Origin of the sequence: Bacillus sp. 007/AIA-02/001, from assembly GCF_004634455.1 — a bacterium.
Taxonomy (GTDB): Bacteria; Bacillota; Bacilli; order Bacillales; family Bacillaceae_G; genus Bacillus_A; species Bacillus_A cereus.
In genome coordinates, this window is record NZ_SEIY01000020.1 from 13,264 (window position 1) to 30,895 (window position 17,632).

A 17,632-nucleotide genomic window follows, 5' to 3' on the forward strand; every position below is an offset into this window, starting at 1 on the left:
CCCTCTCGCTTTCAGAAACTATAATTTCACTTTGAATAACTGCCAGTTAACTTCGCCTCTATAATATATCTATCTGGTGCATCCCCTATATAATCAAATGGGTAACAAGTTGTCAGTGTTAATATCGGTTCTTCTTTTTTTATAATAACAGTACGATCATCCGCATGAGTAATCCATGTCTTTTGAATTTCATATGTGTACGTTTTATTATCATACTCTAAAACAAGGGTATCCTTTTCTTTCAACTCTTCTAAATCTGTAAATACAGTATCTCGATGTCCACTCAGTACAGTATGTCCCCCTCCAGATGGAGTTGTCGTTAAATCACTAACGAACATACCCACTCCTTTTTTCAAAGTCGTATCATCTGCTCCCCAATATATAGAAAACTTCTTCTTTATTTTCGGTATGTTTAACATCGCTACCTTTTCTCCTTCTTTATGTTCTGTTTGAGAAGAAGGCACTTGAGAAGTTACAGGTGTTTCATGAGAAAGTTGAGTATCTTGTATATTTTTAAGGCTCTTTATTTCTTCTGCCGTTAATTGCCCGGCAGAGCTTCTTCCTTTATACCATTCCACAGCATAATAGGATCCCATGAATAGCCCTATAGCCATCAATATGATACCGATATAATTGAGTAACTTCATTCTTCATTCCTCCATGCCAAAAATGGTAGGAGTAACCTACCATTTTTAATATATGAAATTATCCCATTCTTTATAGGAAAATATTTTATTTACGCTTGAATCTTATTGCGACGATTCAAACCAAATAATGTACCTACCGCTACAAGACATGCACTTAATCCCATCATTGCTACATTATTTGATGCTGTATTTGGTAATTTTTCACCTTGTACAACTGGCTTTGCTTCTTCTTTTTTAGCTACTTCATTCTTTTGCTCGGCTTTTATCGCTGCTTCTTTTTTAGCCATATCGTTTTTTAACTGTTCTTGCGCTATTCTCTTTTTCTCTTCTTCACTTTTTTTCTCAGCTTTTATTGTTTCCTCTTTTTTAGCCATATCATTTTTTTCTTGTACTTGTGCTGCTTGCTTTTTCTCTATTTCACTTTTTTGCTGTTCCTTAATTGCTTCTTCTTTTTTAGCTTTATCCTGTTGTACTTGCGCTTCTTCTTCCTTTGTTACTGTTCCAGTATCCGCACTCGCTACTGAAGAATATCCTACTGTTAAAAGTGCCATTGCACAAATTGGTAATAGTTTCTTTTTCATTTTCACTCTCTCCTTATATTTTATTCACATCTACTCGCATCGGATGTATTACTAGAATAAGCAAGAGATATAAATATAAGATGCAGATGAAATATATTTCATTTAAAGATTTCATTGTAGAAAAAGAAAAAAACATCGCAATATGTACGATGTTTTTTTCGGGTGTGTGTCTCAATTATTTACATGTTACTTTCGCGTGATTTGGAAGTAGAACGGGCCGGAGCGATAACTAATTGTCTCGGCTCAGTTTTCTTGAAGTGATTTTTGACGTTACACTTACGACGTTGAACAACCCACGCTTTAATAGGGTTTGTTAAAATAATCTTTTGCTCTTCGTTAGAGGCCTCTTCTTCAATCTTACAACTCTCGCTCCATTTATTCCATTTCATTGTAAATTTAGAAGAAGAATGATCATTTTCACGATCAAACAAGTGCAAAAAATCCATTTTTCCATCTAGCATTACGGTGTTACTAGTCGCTAAAAAAGAAAAGGTCGTCCAACGTTTCTCCATGCCCTCCTACTCCTTTTTCACATATAGAGTGCCTAAAACTTAATTTACCTAAAATATGCTTGCCTTTTACCTTACACCCATAGTTTATCCAAAATGCTCTTATGCAACTATCGATTTGCCTTACAACTACCTTACATTTTTGTAAGAAACAAAAAAACCTTCACTCTATATAATGAAGGTTTCTCACTTTTTATCTATATGATCTCTCATATCATCAAGTCCAGCTTCTTTTAGCTGCGACATCATACCATGCGAAATTGCTCCTAACACTAAAGTCATTCCAATTAATGAAATACGAATCGCAGGTACATCAATTACGTAAGCCAACAGGCCAAGAACAATTGTTAAAAGTAATGCTTTTATAAATGTTACACTTGTGTACTGTTTCTTCTTCATCATATTCACCCTTCATGGAAGCGTTTTCTTAATACACTTAGTATATCATATCATCAGATGATTTTGTCATTATCTTTGTAAAAAATTACTATCTCCTTTGACTTTTTCTATTCTATCCTTTACAGTCGAAATGTTCATAAGTTTTACACTGTAGGAGGATTACAATGAATATTGAAATAAAAGACACTTTAATTTCTGAAGAACAATTACAAGCAAAAGTTAAAGAATTAGCACTTCAAATCGAACGTGACTTTGAAGGAGAAGAAATCGTAGTTATCGCAGTATTAAAAGGTTCATTCGTATTTGCTGCTGATTTAATTCGTAACATCAAAAATGATGTAACAATTGACTTTATTTCTGCATCTAGCTACGGAAATCAAACAGAAACAACAGGAAAAGTGAAACTACTAAAAGATATCGACGTAAACATTACTGGGAAAAACGTAATTGTTGTAGAAGATATTATCGATTCTGGTTTAACACTTCATTTCCTAAAAGATCACTTCTTTATGCATAAACCAAAAGCACTCAAGTTCTGTACATTACTTGATAAACCAGAACGTCGTAAAGTAGACTTAACAGCTGAATATGTTGGCTTCCAAATTCCAGACGAATTCATCGTTGGATACGGTATCGACTGTGCGGAAAAATATCGTAACTTACCATTCATTGCTTCAGTTGTAACGGAATAATCGTATAACTTAAAAAATCGATAGTACATAAAATGTATATCGGCGATTTTTTAAATATATCGCCTTACCGACAATAACTGACAATCTTAGCACCCAATTAATAGGGAGAAGCTGTTCTAAAATACATGGGAACAGCTCCTTTCTTTCCATTACAAACTACAGGGAGAGATGAAATATGACAAAGACAAAATTTGAAAAAGTACTCCTCATCGTAAATCCGAAAGCTGGTCAAGGTGACTTACATACAAATTTAACGAAAATCGTACCACCTCTTGCCGCAGCTTTTCCTGATCTACATATCCTTCATACGAAAAAACAAGGTGATGCAACAAAATATTGCCAAGAGTTTGCTAGTAAAGTAGATTTAATTATCGTCTTTGGTGGTGATGGAACAGTATTTGAATGCACAAATGGCTTAGCACCTCTCGAAACTAGACCTACACTTGCAATCATTCCAGGCGGAACTTGCAACGACTTCTCTCGCACACTTGGTGTTCCGCAAAACATTGCAGAAGCGGCAAAACTTATTACAAAAGAACATATAAAACCAGTTGACGTTGCAAAAGCAAATGAACAACATTTCTTAAACTTCTGGGGCATTGGACTCGTATCTGAAGTATCAAACAATATCGATGCAGAAGAAAAAGCAAAGCTTGGTAAAATCGGTTACTATTTAAGCACAATTCGAACTGTAAAAAATGCTGAAACATTCCCAGTAAAAATTACTTATGACGGACAAGTATATGAAGACGAAGCTGTCCTTGTCATGGTTGGAAATGGTGAATATCTTGGTGGTATTCCATCCTTTATTCCGAACGTAAAATGTGATGACGGAACACTTGATATTTTCGTAGTCAAATCAACAGGTATTCAAGCATTTAAAGATTACATCGGAAAGAAACTATTTGAAGACTCAAATGAAAATGACATCTTCCACGTAAAAGCGAAATCCATTCATATTGAAACGAAAGAAGAAAAAGAAGTAGATACAGATGGAGAAAGCTCGCTTCATACACCTTGTCACATTGAATTATTACCAGGACACTTTACGATGATTTATAATCCTGCGGTTGTGTAATAAAAAAACGAGTGCTAGCACTCGTTTTTTCTCTTCTAATCTAGTTATATTGTTGGATCATTTCCTCTATTTCTTTAACTCTCTCTAAAGTAATTCCATTTCTTTGTTCGATCGCTAAAGGATGCTCGGTTGGCTCTAATTCAACATACGGTGCCATTCCAACTTCTCTTATATGTACATTTGTTTTTAAATTTAATGTTTCTGGATAAACTGGTATTTCTACAGATAACCAACCAAAATAAGGATCACTATTTTCTCGGCCTCTCTCATCCCACTTTTCTAATACTTCATCATAACTTTCTTTACTAAGTGATACCCACACAGTCCATATGAAATTTTCGTGGTAGTCAATTATAGGAATCTCTAAACATCCTCTAATAAAATAATGTTCACCATCCATTACACAAAGATCTGATGTTAAATGGAAGCGTTCCTCTCTTTCATGGGGCGCTACCTCGTAATAATAATATGGTGCTTCACTTCCGTAGCATAGAGGTAGTGCAAAACGATGCATTTGTACTTTTTCTCCGGATTTTCTTCTTCTTTTCATTTGTCATTCTTTCTCCTATCCTTTTCAGTCACAATCAAACTCTACCCAATTTCTCCAATGCGTATTAGCATTTTCATTCACAATAACACTTGGATCTTTCTTCTCTATTGCAGCGGCTACTGATTGGAAGAATTCATTTTCACTTACTTTTTCGTCTTCAACATGTTTCCATTCTTCCGTTTCATACGCTACTTCCCAGTCGCCTTCTAAACCGAACTCTTCTAAAATTTCTCCTTTATCCCACCACAATAATTTTTGAGCTTCCTCATTAGTAGCAAGCATACGCATAAAGTATGTTGGATAATGCTCTGTCGTTTGTACTTCTATTCCATTATTTATATAATCCTCTTCTGTAAATTCATATTCAAAATGATGCTCGCGAATTTTTAAACTGCCGTTATAAATATTCGGTATAAATTCACCTTCATCATCAAACAACTCATAATCGCCATTATTTAATTGTAAAATGCAATCATCACCCATTGAATGAGTAATTCTATCGCCATATACTTGAATATCATTACATACACCTAATGAACCTACACCCACAATTTGAAACACCATTAGCCAATCCTTAGCATCTTTAAAGAAAAGAGAGAATTTCACTTGTGAAATATCCATATATTCATTATCAAAGGCAGGAAATTCATAGTTACTTTGCTTTTTATCTAATAACCTTAAAATCTCTTTTTGCACATGTATCACCTTTTCATTAATATTATCTAACGTTTACCGTGCTCTCATGTAGCTAGAAAAATTCCTCTTTCATCACTATTCGTATACTCAATCTATCTTAACAAAAATGCTTTTCCTACTTCCATCATATATAGGCCGTACACCGATTCCATTTCTCTTACTTACGCATATATTGGAATATTGTTGCTTCTAATGCAGTGTGTTTTATTTTTGCTCGGAGGTGTTATAAATCGTGTTCGAATGTAAGAACGAACTAAGTCTCTCTAATATAGAAAACTTAAAATATAATTCAAACATTCCTATAATAGTAATAGCCTTCAATAACCTTACTTATGTGAAAAATATGTTAAAACAATTAGAAAACAAAAAGATAAAAAGTGAAGATATATGGATTTGGGACAATAATTCAACCGCTCCCGCTTTGCTTGCTTTTTATGAGCAAATATCAACTAAATATAATTTAGTGAAAAATAATGCCAACTATGGACCACGTTTTTTTGCCGTTCCTTATATTTTCGATTTACTTCCAGATTTTTTTGCTGTAACTGATCCTGATTTATCTTTTAATGAAAAAATGCCAGATAACTTTTTAGAGTATTTAAAGCAGTTAACAATCGAGCTTTCACTCTTTAAAGCCGGCCTTGCTTTAGACATTATACCTACTTCTAATTTCAACAGAGAGCTCATGTCAAATGAAAAATGTACAGTAACAGAATGGGAAATGCAGTATTGGCTTTTTCCTATAACTAAATACAATAACCCTAAAGTTTTCAACGCTGGAATTGATACAACTTTTGCTGTTTACAATAAAAAATTTATTAGTAACGGTTTTTATAATGCCGTAAGGGTAGCTGATAATTTCACCTGTAAACATTTACCCTGGTATAAAGACAATATAATTTCAGAAGAAGAAAAAAATATGCTAAATACGAAATGGGCTAACTGGCACTAATAAAACGAAACGTTATTCAGTAGCAGATATTACTACAAATCGAAAACCTACTTTACAGCATATGTAATAATTCAAAAATAGCTTGAATGGTTTCAAGCTATTTTTTATCAAATTTCCTCAATACTATCCAATTGAGTCTTATAACATTCATCACACTCTGGCCTAGTAGGAAGAATCCCCCTGTCATCAGGTAATAAAACCCTCAAAACTTCTCAATCCATCTCTACGAAAGACTTCATAATAATGGGATATCCTTCAATAATATTCGTATACTCAATCCCTTGTTCATATATATCAATTTCAAAGCCAATCTCTTTCTCCTTATGGTGCATAACATTTCCCGCTAATATATAGTTACTTTTACTCACAACTTCTTGTATTAATTCTGTTCTATCTTTCCATAAACCAGGTACTCCAATAACGATTTGTGTCTCCATCATATGCACTCCACTTCTCATCTATTTTCAATCTATTCTTTCAATCTTCCAAACTAAATTAGCTGGGATATCTTTCTCTAAAAAGGTTAACATCCATACAGTTTAGACATCCTACTATGATTAAAATCTCCAAATATAACACTCCATGTGTACATTTATATTTATTTTCGTTTACATACTATTGTTATTCATAATCCATTTTAGCTAATAAACAAACGAAAGAGAACTAGGTGGATTAATGTTTACTTAAAAATATTAAATTACATTTCGAACAAAAAGGAGCTGAATTTCCTCTTCTAATTTTTGTATCACATTTTGGACAATATACATATCGTTCCTCTACCTTTTGTCGTTCTATCATGTGTAAAGATACTATTTTCATACTGCACATAATTCCAATTAAGATAAGGCTAAAAATGAGTAGCACAACGCTCTTCCTCCCTTAACTACTTACCTATATTTCACCATTAAATAAAGATAATTTTATACTTATAATCCTATCTTGTCCTTCATACTGGAAGAAACTTTCTTTACTTCTATTTACTCATCAGTGTGATTCTTTTTTGTCTATATAAATAAAGAATACCTGTAACAATAAAAACAATCACGCCAAAATACAAGCCATATTCTATCGCAATCGCTACAATACTTTCAATGTGTTGTCCAAATAAAGCACCGAGCACAAAGTAAACGAGTGTCCAAACAAATCCTGTCGTATAAGAATACAAAGCATACGTCTTAAATGGCATGTTATTCATTCCAACTAAATACGGTACGATATGTCTTACAACTGGTATGAAGTAACTTGTGACTAACGCATAATGACCATACTTCTCTACCATTTGTTGAGATTTCAAAAGATATTTCGCCTTTTTCTTTTTCATTAGCTTATCAAGTACTTTCGTACCAAATATTTTCCCTAATATATAACCTAAAGAAAGCCCAGATACAACACCTAAATATGTTAATAAAAATGCAGGAATGACACTTAATATCCCTAGTGAAGATACAAAGCCACCACTCATTACGATCATTTCGTCTGGAATTGGCATACCAATAATACCTAACCATAAACAGAAAAATAATGCCCAATAACCGTATTGTTCAATATAAGATAATAATTCATGTAATTCCATTATGCATATGCTCTCCTTAGCTCTTTTTTACAGCTAAAGACATACGCTGGTGGGAAATTGAGCCACACTTTCTCTAGCGTAATTTCAGGAAAGAAGTGCTGTATAAATCCTTTTTTCACAAGTGAATATTGAAATGTAATAAATTCACCATTCTCATGTATCCCTTCCATTACATTGTTTAAAATACGCTTTGAAACTTCTTCTGGTAAAGAGGTAAAAGGTAATCCCGATAAAACGTAATCCACGCATTCTATATTGAGATCTTCTATATACTTTTTTATATTTTCGGCTGAACCGTGTACAACAATGACGTTCTGCTCATCTTTAAATTTTCTCTTTAGTTCCTTGCAAAACACTTCATTAATTTCAATAAGAAGAAATATTGTTTCCTTCTTCTTTCTCTTCATAATTTCTTTCGTAAAGACTCCTGTACCAGGACCTAACTCTACAATGCATTTCGCTTTATTAAAATCAATTACATCTACCATTTTCTTTGCTAATATTTTTGAACTTGGCGCAATTGCACCAGTATGTTTCGGATGTTTAATAAATTCATGTAAGAATGTTATGAGTTGCATATAAACCTCTCCTCATTCGTTCAATAGTTTTTAACTTGTTTCTAAGTATAACTATTATTTCTTAACAAAAATTGAGGAGATTTCTTAAGATTTTATGAAGAATAAAAAAACAGCTATCGCCTCTAGCGATAGCTGTCCCTTATTACTTCGCACTCACGATCTTATAATAAGAACGAACCGTTAAGAAGTAATATCCAATATAAATCGCGCCGTATACTCCGATACTAATTAGAAGCGGAATCATAATTTCAAATGGTAATATATTTGATAAACCTTTTAGTGCAAATAGGCTGTGTAAAATACCAATTACTAACGGAATAGCAAAGATAAAGCTCACTTGTTTTGCGATAGCTCTCTTCATCTCTTGCTTCGTTACACCAATTTTATGAAGAACAACGTAGCGATCACGGTCAGCACTTGCTTCTGTTAATTGTTTAAAGTAAATGATTGAGCCTGTTGCTAATAGGAATACTAATCCTAAGAATAACCCAATAAACATCATTAAGCCTGTTGTTTCAAGCCCCATTTGGAATCCTGTATAGAAATCGTTAAATGGTTTTAAAACTTCTGATTCTCCAGCCGGCATAATGCTTGCTAATTTTGCTGTTAACTCTTTACTATTTCGCTCACCTCTTACATCAATATTTTTTACAGTACGCGTTTCGTTTACTTGTTTCACTTGCTCATATGTTTTATCAGGAACGATTACAAATAGTTCATTTAAATTTGTAAGGCTTCTATTATTTACACCTTTAATTTTTAATTCTTTTGACTCGTTTCCAACAGGGAATACAGCTGTATTTCCTGTATAAAGAGGACCAAAATCAAGTTTCTCAATATATAAGCTATCATATACGAAAGCTTCATTCGCACTTAAATTTACAGGTTCTACATCTAAATGTTTCACAAGTGTATTAAAGCTTGATTGAGAAATAAGCTGGTACTGATTCGTAACATTATAGTGTGTGTTCAGAACTTGATCAGCTCTTTCACCTTTAAATGTTCCCTTCACAGGAATCATTTCAACTTCTGATTCATATGTGACTGGGTGATTATTCTTCTCTCCAGCAAGTATTTCATTTACTTTTTTATCTAATGCTGCATCTTTTTTCTCATAGGAATAACTATACGGCGCAGCAACTTTTGATTGCGTAAATGTGTTGTAATACATCGTAACTGACGTACCAACCGCTGTTAATGTTACCGCACTTAAAATAGCGATTGTCGCCAGTGATTTCGCATTTCCTTTAATACGATATAGTAACTGTGATGTCGTTACCATATTCATACCATTATAAAATGCTGACTTATTATTTCTTGCACGTTTCAATACAAATACTGTGAAGAACATGAACAGTAAATAAGTCCCTGCTACTGTCGCTAATAAAATATATAATGCAACGACCATAAAGTCTGCATACATAACTGCTTTCATGTACATTAATGCTAAAAAATAACCTGAACCGATTAAGAAAACTGAAATTAATGCCATAATGACAGATCCTTTTGGCATTGCTTCTCCTTCACGTTCTGCACGGAAAAGTTCAATTAACTTAAAGCGATAAATTAAACGATATCCTTGAAGTGATGTATATAAAATAATTACAAAGAAAATAATTGCTGTATCAATAATGGCAGCCATCGGTACTTCAAAATGAACGTTTAAATTTAATCCCATCATATTTACTAATAACTCAAGGAATAATTTTGAAAGGACACTACCGATCGCAATCCCAATTACTAATGACATTAATCCCATTAACATATTTTCATAAAAGAGCATTTTACCAATTTGTCTTTTACGAATACCTAATAAGGAATAGAGTCCAACTTCTTTTTTACGTTTACGTGTAAAGAATCCGTTCGAATATATAATAAACACTGCTACGAAGATGATAAGCATCACACTTGAAACTTGGAACGCTCCGCTAATTTTTTTTGAAGCTTCTGCTGCTTTTTCCATTTGTGAATTATATTGCAGTGCTTTAAATGTAAAATAAATAACGATACTAAAAATCATAGATGCAAAATATACAAAGTAGTCTTTAAAGTTCCGCTGTATGTTGCGGAGGGCAATGCTAGATAAGGTCATCAGCCATACCTCCAGAAATAGAAGACATTACGTCAACAATTTTTTGGAAGAACTGTTTACGCGTCGATTCACCGCGGTGTAATTCTTTATATAGTTCACCATCTTTAATGAAAATAACTCGTTTACAATAACTTGCTGCAAATGCATCGTGCGTTACCATTAAAATTGTTGAGTTATCATATTCATTTAACGACTTCATACTTTCAAGTAAATCTGTTGCAGATTTAGAATCAAGTGCTCCAGTTGGCTCGTCTCCGAAAATCATACTTGGATTCGTAACAATTGCACGCGATGCTGCACAGCGCTGCTTCTGTCCACCAGATACTTGATATGGGAACTGACTTAAAATATGATCAATACCGAATTTCTTTGAGATTTCAAGAACGCGGCGATCAATCTCACTCGCTTTCACCTTTGATAACGCAAGTGGTAAAGCGATATTCTCTTTCACCGTTAACGTATCTAATAAGTTATAATCTTGGAAAATGAAACCTAAATGATCACGGCGGAATAACGCTAACTTATCATCATTCATCTTTACAATATCTTTTCCATCAATTAAAATTTCACCGTTCGTCGCATTATCAATTGTAGAAAGAACATTTAGTAAAGTCGTCTTACCAGAACCAGAAGGTCCCATAATTCCAACGAACTCACCTTCTTTTACTTGTAAGTTAATACCTTTTAACGCTGCAAATTTATTCCCACCCGTGTCGTACACTTTTTCAATATTTTTTGCTTCTAACACTGTTTTCATCTCGACATCCCTCATTTCTTCTATTCTCTATTTTCAACTATATACACTCTCTACTCTTGCCACTATCGATGTTTCTTACACAAACATGACAGTTATGTAAGACGCATAAGTAAAGATATAAAAATTTAACCTACTGAACAAAAGTACTTTGTTACTATAACATTGGGATATCATACCATCCATTCATTCTCCTTACAGGAACATTACAATTTTGTAAGGTTAAAAATGTCCCCTACAAAGTTGTGCACGAAATGTCGGATGGAGCTATTTCGTTCCTGCTATTCTATGTACAGAGGAGGTCATAATATGGATTCACTTAAAAATATGAATACTGCAATGCGCTATATTGAAGATAACCTTACGAATGAAATTGATTTTAAAGAAGTTGCGAGGCTAGCTCTCTGTTCTGAGTATCACTTTAAAAGAATGTTTTCGTTTTTAGCAGGTATATCACTATCTGATTATATTCGCTGTAGACGTCTTACTCTCGCTGCCTTTGAACTAAAAAATAGCGATGCAAAAGTCATTGATGTCGCTATAAAATATGGCTACAACTCACCAGATTCATTCGCCCGTGCATTTCAAAACTTGCACGGTATAACACCTTCAGAGGCCCGAAATAGTAGCCATTCTTTGAAGGCTTATTCACCAATGACCTTCCAATTATCCATTCAAGGAGGAAATGAAATGAACTATCGAATTGAAGAAAAAGAGCCATTTCGAATTATAGGTATTACAAAACGAGTACCAATCGTTTTTAACGGTGTAAATGAAGAAATTGCTTCTATGTGGAAAAGTTTAAACCCAGATTCTATTCAAACATTAAAGTCCCTTTCAAACATTGAACCTACTGGAATCATTAGTGCTTCTACTAACTTTTCTGAAGGAAGAATGGAGGAAAAAGGCGAACTCGATCACTACATTGGAGTAGCCACAACAAAGGATTGTCCAGAGCAGTTTAAACAGCTTGAAGTTACTGCTTCAACATGGGCTATATTCGAAGCTGTCGGTCCATTTCCTGATGCATTACAAAATGTATGGGGACGTATTTACTCTGAATGGTTCCCTTCTTCGAACTATGAACTAGCGGAAGGACCGGAGATATTGTGGAATAAACAGAAAGATATATCTTCTCCAAACTTTAAAAGTGAAATTTGGATACCGGTTTTGAAGAAGTGATAACAAAAGGAAAAGAGCTAAGCATTGTGCCTAGCTCTTTTTACATATTTGCTTACTCGTAAAAGTGTATATATTTCATCAGTTCTTCGATTCCTTTAAATTGGAGTAATAGTTGATTGTTCAAGTTTTCTAAAGCCAACTGAAAGGAACGTTCAATTTTTCCATAGTGTAATGTTTCTAAATCATCTAGCAAGCTTTTCATATTTTCTATATAATACACGGTTTTTCTCAAACTGCTTATAACCAGTATTTTACGCAGTTCAGATATTGGAAACATTCTATAACCGTTTTCTTTATTTCTTTCTGAGTGGACTAACCCTTCATGTTCCCAATGACGGATAGCCGAAGTATTTACGCCTGCTATGTTTGCAGCCTCTCCAATGCTCATGCGTTCATTTAACTCTACATTTTTATATTTAGTAAAATCAGCATTTTGAATCATGTTTAGTATTTCTTCTACTCGTTTTTTCTCCACCTGAACATTGAATTGCTGTTCATTAATTAACCAAAGCGCTTCTTCAAACTTTACGTTTTTAATCATCCTCATAACTTTATAAACAATAGGTATATCATATCCTTTTAATAATGCTCTAATGGTAATAAATGCTTGAAAGTGTATCGATGTATAAAACCGGTGATTACTTTCCGTTCTTGGCACAACAGGAATGAGATTTTGTTCTTCATATCTTCTCAAAGTTGTTGTACTAACATTTAAGACATTTGCAATTTGTTTAGGGCTATATGTCTCCATTTATTAACTCCTTTTTAAAGTAAAACCTTAAAGTGCTACATTAACATATTTCAAATAAAATCCTTATATATACGAGAAAAAAGTCATAAATCCGGAAGATTGCATGAATGTTATATGATTTTAGTATAAACAATTTAGGAGTGATAGAAATGGAGAAAATCATAAAACTTACGGACGAATCAGTATTAAAGGTTGGTTTGGTTGGAAATCCAAAATTTAGAACAATCATGCTCCCAGTTGCTAAAGAATCTGTATATGGGCAAGATGCTGAAACTTTGAAGTTGTGGGGAGTAGATCCTGAATTTGGAAAACATTTTATTGATGGACTCATAGATAAGTTTCAGATTTTATATTTTGACTACGAAGGCCATCGTTTGCAACATCCAAATCCAGAGAATCTCACACCTGAAAATATAGTAAAAGACCTATTAACAATTGCTGACGAAATGAATATTAATAAGTTTAGTTATTATGGTTACTCTTGGTTAGCTTTAGCTGGGTTACAATTAGCCATTCGAACGGATAGATTAGACAGTATAATCATGGGCGGGTTTCCACCAATAGATGGTCCATATAAAGAAATGATGGTAGTAACAAATAAAACATATGAGCAAGCTGTGAATAATCACAATTCTCCTGTTATTGATCAAGCACATATTAATCCTGAAAAAATTGATTGGGATAACATACAGATAAAGATCGACATGAGTCAAACTAAACAGTTTGTTACAATGTACGAGAATTTGATGGAGTTTGATGATCAAGACATCCAACATAAACTAATCATTCCGAGATTAGCGTTTTCTGGGGAAAAAGACACTATTGTTTACGGTGAAAATTTTGGCAATGTAGTAGTTGATATTATTGGTATACTTCAAAAAAACAAACAAAAGTTAGAACATCTTGGATGGGATATAGAAATCTTAAGAGGAAATGATATGGATCACACTAAAGCTATGCAACCTATAACAGTTCTGTCATTGATAAAGCCTTGGTTAATTAAAAATTTGAATATAACTTATTAAATATAGTAATTCGAATAACCTAAAAACAAAGCTGCTCTTCCCTAAAAGGAAAAGCAGCTTTATTTACATTTTCAACTCTTCTTTATAAATACTATATGACTTTATTGTTGATACGATAATGCATATTAATATGATTCCAATCCCTATAAAAATATTAAATGGATCTGGAAGCAAAGCCCCGGCATATATACAAAGTGAACCTATTACAAATACCCTCGAAGCAAATCTATGTGTTTTCCTCCAAACTACAGGATTTTCTAATGTCCAGTCCATTCGAATGCCTACTAACCCGTTTGGCTTCGTTTGTTGCATGTAATTACCTAGTACAAGAAACAATGTTCCAAGTCCAAAATTAAATGCAATTGAGCCCGATGCAATATAATTAGACGCTGCTAATAGCGCAAATAAGTTACAGCCGAATCCTATCAAAAGAATAGCATAACGGATTGCGGAAAGGACTTTAGCATGCTGTTTATACTTATCTTTCGTTACGTCAATATACCCAAGAGCTAGCCATATCAAATACAGCAACATCATGCTACCTATTGAAACAGAACTTGCTTCTACTTTAGAAAAATATCCATCTACTACTCCTGCCGCATTATAATGACGTGGAATTTGTTCTGGTAAATGTGGCCATACAATATACCATCCAATTACAATGCCAATAATTAAACTCCATGGTAATACGTGTCTTTTCATCCTCTCTCCCCCATAATTTTTTATTAAGCCCCTATTTCTTTTTTATAAGCAATATATGAATATCCCATTGTTAATCCTACTGCACCGGTAATAATGCCAATGATTAGGAAACCTTTCCACGCTGCCGGAGCAAAAATACTTAAAATCATAATAACTCCTAATACAACAAACACCTTCCCACTAAAACGGTGTGTCTTTCTCCATACTTCCTCGTTACTTAATGTCCACGGTGTTTTTATACCTACAAAGTAATTTGGTTTACATTGTGGTAAATAGTTACCGATGATTATAAATAAAAGACCAACAAGAATATATGGTGTACTATTCATTGGAATGTCATAACCTAATCCAGCTCCAATTCCAATGATACTTACTAAAAATAATAGGAATAATACGCTATAATTTATTACATTATACCCTTTAGAAAATTCCTCATAATTCTCATGCTTAGGATCTATCTTAGGCAATAAAGTCAATAAAGCATATATAAAAACCATAACTGCAACATCCAAAATCATCATGCCCATTTTTGACATACGCCCATCTACCTCACCAGACACATTCCAATGACTCGGAACCTCTCCCGGTAAATGCGGCCACGCGATGCACCATGCAATAATCGTTAAAGCTATTAATAGTAACGGAAATATATGCTTTCTCATTTCCCCTCTTCCCCCTTATTCGTAAATGTAAACACCCAAGTCAACAAATCTTGAAAGACCGTTGTGTTTAAAGAGTACACAACGAATTGCCCTTTCTTTTCATCTTGAATAAGTTCAGCATTTTTAAGTGCGTTTAAGTGGTGTGAAATACTTGGTTTTGTCATATTGAAATGTTCAGCGATCTCACCAGCGGTTAGATCACCTTCTTTTAATAAGTCTAAAATTTTTCGCCTTGTTGGATCTGCTAATGCTTTGAATGCTTGATTCAATGTCTTTCTTCCTTTCGATAATTAGACATTTAGATACTTATCTAAATGTTAAAATGATTTCAGTTGATTGTCAATTATATACGAGGCCCTTTTTACTTTTCTCACTTTTATCCTATACTGTTTACTAGCTTATCTTTCAACATAATGAAAAGACTTGAAACACATGATACACTATAGCTACAATTGTTTTTCTGAGGAGGAATATACATATGTATAAAATTTTAATCGTTGAAGACGATCCAAATATTTCATCATTACTGCAATCTCACATTCAGAAGTACGGTTATGAAGCTGTTGTTGCAGAGAATTTCGATGATATTATGGAATCGTTTAACGCTGTGAAACCACATCTTGTTTTACTTGATGTAAACTTACCGAAATTCGATGGTTTCTACTGGTGCCGTCAAATTCGTCATGAATCTACTTGTCCAATTATTTTCATTTCAGCGCGTGCTGGTGAGATGGAACAAATTATGGCAATTGAAAGCGGTGCGGATGATTACATTACAAAACCATTCCACTACGACGTTGTAATGGCAAAAATTAAAGGACAATTACGCCGTATTTACGGTGATTATGCACCAAATATTTCTGAACGTATCGTTGAAGTAGAAGGTTTAAAACTATTCCCAGAACGTCCTGAAATTCACTTCGGATCTGAACAAGTTCTTTTAACGAAAAAAGAAGCTATTTTAGCTGAAATGTTATTATCTAAATTCCCTCGTACAGCAAGCCGTGAAGATTTATTAGCTGCACTTTGGGATGACGAAAGCTTCGTTGAAGAAAATACATTAAACGTAAACATTACGCGTCTTCGTAAAAAGTTTAATGAGCTTGGTATTGAGAACTCTATTGAAACAGTACGTGGACTTGGATATCGCTTTAACGCAACTTGGAGTGAATAAGCATGAAGCTATTTTTACGTGATCATTTTGCATTTTTCCTACTGTACGTTTTAAACTTTGGTATCATTTTCGTTCTTTATGATGCAGTAGATGGATTTCAAAACAATAAATTTTATTTCGTCGTTTTAAGTTTATATTTATTTATTTGTTTCCTCGCTTACCGTTACGTTCGCAATCGTAGAATGTACCATAGATTAAGCGAGCAACCAGAAAAAATGGAAGATGCGTTTATTGAAAGAGCAACTGCTCCGATGCCTCACGGTGTCAATGAACTCGTGCGTACGCAGTACCGCCTCTTCCAAAAAGAACTACAATCGTATGAAGTAAAACAACAAGAACATCAATTATTCATTAACCACTGGGTACATCAAATGAAGACACCTGTTTCTGTTATGCAGCTTATGGTGCTAGAAATGGAAGACGAGCATTTAATTCCAAAGTTTAAAAAAGAATTAGAGCGTCTAAACCAAGGGCTTGATATGGCTTTATACATGGCTAGGTTAAATAACTTCCATGAAGATTTCCATGTGGAGACGATTTCATTAAAAGATACGGTAACAAAAAATATTAACGGATTAAAAGAACTATTCATTCGTAATGGTGTCTTCCCTGTTTTAGAAGTCCATTCTGATTTAAAAGTTGCTTCTGATGCGAAATGGCTAAAATTTATCATCTATCAGTTAATGACAAATGCTGTTCGTTACTCTGGTGAGCGCGGAAAGAAAGTTTTCTTATCTGCTTACCGAAACGGAAAGGATATTATTTTAGAAGTTCGTGATGAAGGTGTTGGTATTCCGCAAGAAGATATTCGAAGAGTATTTGAACCATTTTACACTGGGAAAAACGGTCGCGCATTCGGAGAATCTACTGGTATGGGGCTTTATATTGTAAGTAAAATTTGTGATTATTTAGGTCACTCTGTCAAACTAGATTCTGAAGTTGGTAAAGGAACGACGATTAAAATCATCTTCCACAACGCTGCAAATAATCAAGCAGAACATACGGAGAAGGTGACCGAAGCATGATCGTAACATA

At 33.8% G+C, this 17,632-nt stretch carries 23 protein-coding genes; 7 read left to right on the forward strand and 16 right to left on the reverse strand.

Annotated features, from left to right (window positions below; genetic code table 11):
* Nucleotides 1-26: 26 nt before the first annotated feature.
* The 4 genes from ES895_RS25175 to ES895_RS25190 form a co-directional block, all read right to left on the reverse strand.
* The gene (locus ES895_RS25175) at nt 27-647 is read right to left on the reverse strand and encodes a class D sortase (protein ID WP_000771590.1); all 621 of its coding nucleotides are present in this window, start codon (nt 645-647) and stop codon (nt 27-29) included.
* Between the two features lie 89 nt (nt 648-736).
* Complete coding sequence (locus ES895_RS25180) at nt 737-1,228, reverse strand: LPXTG cell wall anchor domain-containing protein (protein WP_000728023.1); 492 nt, start codon at nt 1,226-1,228, stop codon at nt 737-739.
* A gap of 179 nt (nt 1,229-1,407) precedes the next feature.
* Complete coding sequence (locus tag ES895_RS25185) at nt 1,408-1,740, reverse strand: hypothetical protein (RefSeq protein ID WP_135238733.1); 333 nt, start codon at nt 1,738-1,740, stop codon at nt 1,408-1,410.
* A 183-nt stretch (nt 1,741-1,923) separates the two neighbouring features.
* Entirely contained in the window at nt 1,924-2,139 is a 216-nt protein-coding gene (locus tag ES895_RS25190; protein ID WP_002001286.1) for a hypothetical protein, read from the reverse strand.
* A 161-nt stretch (nt 2,140-2,300) separates the two neighbouring features.
* Here ES895_RS25190 and hpt point away from each other — a divergent pair, with 161 nt between their 5' ends.
* Nucleotides 2,301-2,828, forward strand: a complete 528-nt coding sequence (gene hpt / locus ES895_RS25195) for a hypoxanthine phosphoribosyltransferase (protein ID WP_001019298.1) — start codon at nt 2,301-2,303, stop codon at nt 2,826-2,828.
* A gap of 175 nt (nt 2,829-3,003) precedes the next feature.
* Nucleotides 3,004-3,906 carry a diacylglycerol/lipid kinase family protein gene (locus tag ES895_RS25200; protein WP_000167895.1) on the forward strand — a complete coding sequence of 301 codons (903 nt, stop codon included), beginning with the start codon at nt 3,004-3,006 and terminating at the stop codon, nt 3,904-3,906.
* A gap of 40 nt (nt 3,907-3,946) precedes the next feature.
* Here the strand turns inward: ES895_RS25200 and ES895_RS25205 are convergent, their stop codons facing one another.
* Both ES895_RS25205 and ES895_RS25210 read right to left on the reverse strand, forming a co-directional pair.
* On the reverse strand, nt 3,947-4,456 hold the full coding sequence (locus ES895_RS25205; RefSeq protein WP_000830212.1) for a DUF2199 domain-containing protein: 510 nt from the start codon (nt 4,454-4,456) through the stop codon (nt 3,947-3,949).
* Nucleotides 4,457-4,480: 24 nt separating this feature from the next.
* Nucleotides 4,481-5,152, reverse strand: a complete 672-nt coding sequence (locus tag ES895_RS25210) for a DUF7003 family protein (RefSeq protein WP_001168352.1) — start codon at nt 5,150-5,152, stop codon at nt 4,481-4,483.
* Nucleotides 5,153-5,384: 232 nt separating this feature from the next.
* Here ES895_RS25210 and ES895_RS25215 point away from each other — a divergent pair, with 232 nt between their 5' ends.
* Nucleotides 5,385-6,104: a glycosyltransferase family protein gene (locus ES895_RS25215; protein WP_000461059.1), complete on the forward strand. Its 720-nt coding sequence runs from the start codon at nt 5,385-5,387 to the stop codon at nt 6,102-6,104.
* Between the two features lie 212 nt (nt 6,105-6,316).
* Here the strand turns inward: ES895_RS25215 and ES895_RS25220 are convergent, their stop codons facing one another.
* The 6 genes from ES895_RS25220 to ES895_RS25245 all read right to left on the reverse strand — a co-directional run bounded on the left by ES895_RS25220 (nt 6,317) and on the right by ES895_RS25245 (nt 11,104).
* Nucleotides 6,317-6,544 (reverse strand): hypothetical protein, encoded by a 228-nt coding sequence (locus ES895_RS25220; RefSeq protein WP_000970755.1) that lies wholly within the window; start codon nt 6,542-6,544, stop codon nt 6,317-6,319.
* A 232-nt stretch (nt 6,545-6,776) separates the two neighbouring features.
* Entirely contained in the window at nt 6,777-6,968 is a 192-nt protein-coding gene (locus tag ES895_RS25225; protein WP_097813958.1) for a hypothetical protein, read from the reverse strand.
* A gap of 109 nt (nt 6,969-7,077) precedes the next feature.
* Nucleotides 7,078-7,677 carry a DedA family protein gene (locus ES895_RS25230; RefSeq protein WP_000418920.1) on the reverse strand — a complete coding sequence of 200 codons (600 nt, stop codon included), beginning with the start codon at nt 7,675-7,677 and terminating at the stop codon, nt 7,078-7,080.
* Nucleotides 7,677-8,255, reverse strand: a complete 579-nt coding sequence (locus ES895_RS25235) for a class I SAM-dependent methyltransferase (protein ID WP_001176053.1) — start codon at nt 8,253-8,255, stop codon at nt 7,677-7,679. Before ES895_RS25235 ends, ES895_RS25230 begins: the two co-directional genes overlap by 1 nt.
* A 142-nt stretch (nt 8,256-8,397) precedes the next feature.
* On the reverse strand, nt 8,398-10,347 hold the full coding sequence (locus tag ES895_RS25240) for an ABC transporter permease (RefSeq protein ID WP_098219780.1): 1,950 nt from the start codon (nt 10,345-10,347) through the stop codon (nt 8,398-8,400).
* Nucleotides 10,334-11,104, reverse strand: a complete 771-nt coding sequence (locus tag ES895_RS25245; RefSeq protein ID WP_000859655.1) for an ABC transporter ATP-binding protein — start codon at nt 11,102-11,104, stop codon at nt 10,334-10,336. The genes ES895_RS25240 and ES895_RS25245 overlap by 14 nt, the downstream gene beginning before the upstream one ends.
* A gap of 306 nt (nt 11,105-11,410) precedes the next feature.
* Between ES895_RS25245 and ES895_RS25250 the strand changes: the two genes are divergently transcribed.
* Nucleotides 11,411-12,283, forward strand: coding sequence for an AraC family transcriptional regulator (locus ES895_RS25250; protein WP_000377728.1), 873 nt, complete (start codon nt 11,411-11,413; stop codon nt 12,281-12,283).
* 52 nt (nt 12,284-12,335) lie between these two features.
* Here ES895_RS25250 and ES895_RS25255 read toward each other — a convergent pair whose 3' ends face one another.
* Entirely contained in the window at nt 12,336-13,034 is a 699-nt protein-coding gene (locus ES895_RS25255; RefSeq protein ID WP_061654856.1) for a MerR family DNA-binding transcriptional regulator, read from the reverse strand.
* A 149-nt stretch (nt 13,035-13,183) separates the two neighbouring features.
* Here ES895_RS25255 and ES895_RS25260 point away from each other — a divergent pair, with 149 nt between their 5' ends.
* Nucleotides 13,184-14,059: an alpha/beta fold hydrolase gene (locus tag ES895_RS25260; protein ID WP_000411236.1), complete on the forward strand. Its 876-nt coding sequence runs from the start codon at nt 13,184-13,186 to the stop codon at nt 14,057-14,059.
* 63 nt (nt 14,060-14,122) lie between these two features.
* Here ES895_RS25260 and ES895_RS25265 read toward each other — a convergent pair whose 3' ends face one another.
* The 3 genes from ES895_RS25265 to ES895_RS25275 are packed head-to-tail and all read right to left on the reverse strand — an operon-like array spanning nt 14,123 to nt 15,692.
* On the reverse strand, nt 14,123-14,761 hold the full coding sequence (locus ES895_RS25265) for an SdpI family protein (protein WP_000820678.1): 639 nt from the start codon (nt 14,759-14,761) through the stop codon (nt 14,123-14,125).
* A 23-nt stretch (nt 14,762-14,784) separates the two neighbouring features.
* A complete protein-coding gene (locus ES895_RS25270; protein WP_061654857.1) occupies nt 14,785-15,423 on the reverse strand; it encodes an SdpI family protein in 639 nt (212 codons plus the stop codon).
* Nucleotides 15,420-15,692 (reverse strand): autorepressor SdpR family transcription factor, encoded by a 273-nt coding sequence (locus ES895_RS25275; protein ID WP_001070526.1) that lies wholly within the window; start codon nt 15,690-15,692, stop codon nt 15,420-15,422. Before ES895_RS25275 ends, ES895_RS25270 begins: the two co-directional genes overlap by 4 nt.
* A gap of 209 nt (nt 15,693-15,901) precedes the next feature.
* On the opposite strand from ES895_RS25275, the gene ES895_RS25280 reads away from it, so the two are divergent.
* The gene (locus tag ES895_RS25280) at nt 15,902-16,597 is read left to right on the forward strand and encodes a response regulator transcription factor (RefSeq protein ID WP_000276738.1); all 696 of its coding nucleotides are present in this window, start codon (nt 15,902-15,904) and stop codon (nt 16,595-16,597) included.
* Nucleotides 16,598-16,599: 2 nt separating this feature from the next.
* Nucleotides 16,600-17,622, forward strand: coding sequence for a sensor histidine kinase (locus ES895_RS25285; protein ID WP_000765341.1), 1,023 nt, complete (start codon nt 16,600-16,602; stop codon nt 17,620-17,622).
* Nucleotides 17,623-17,632: the final 10 nt, after the last annotated feature.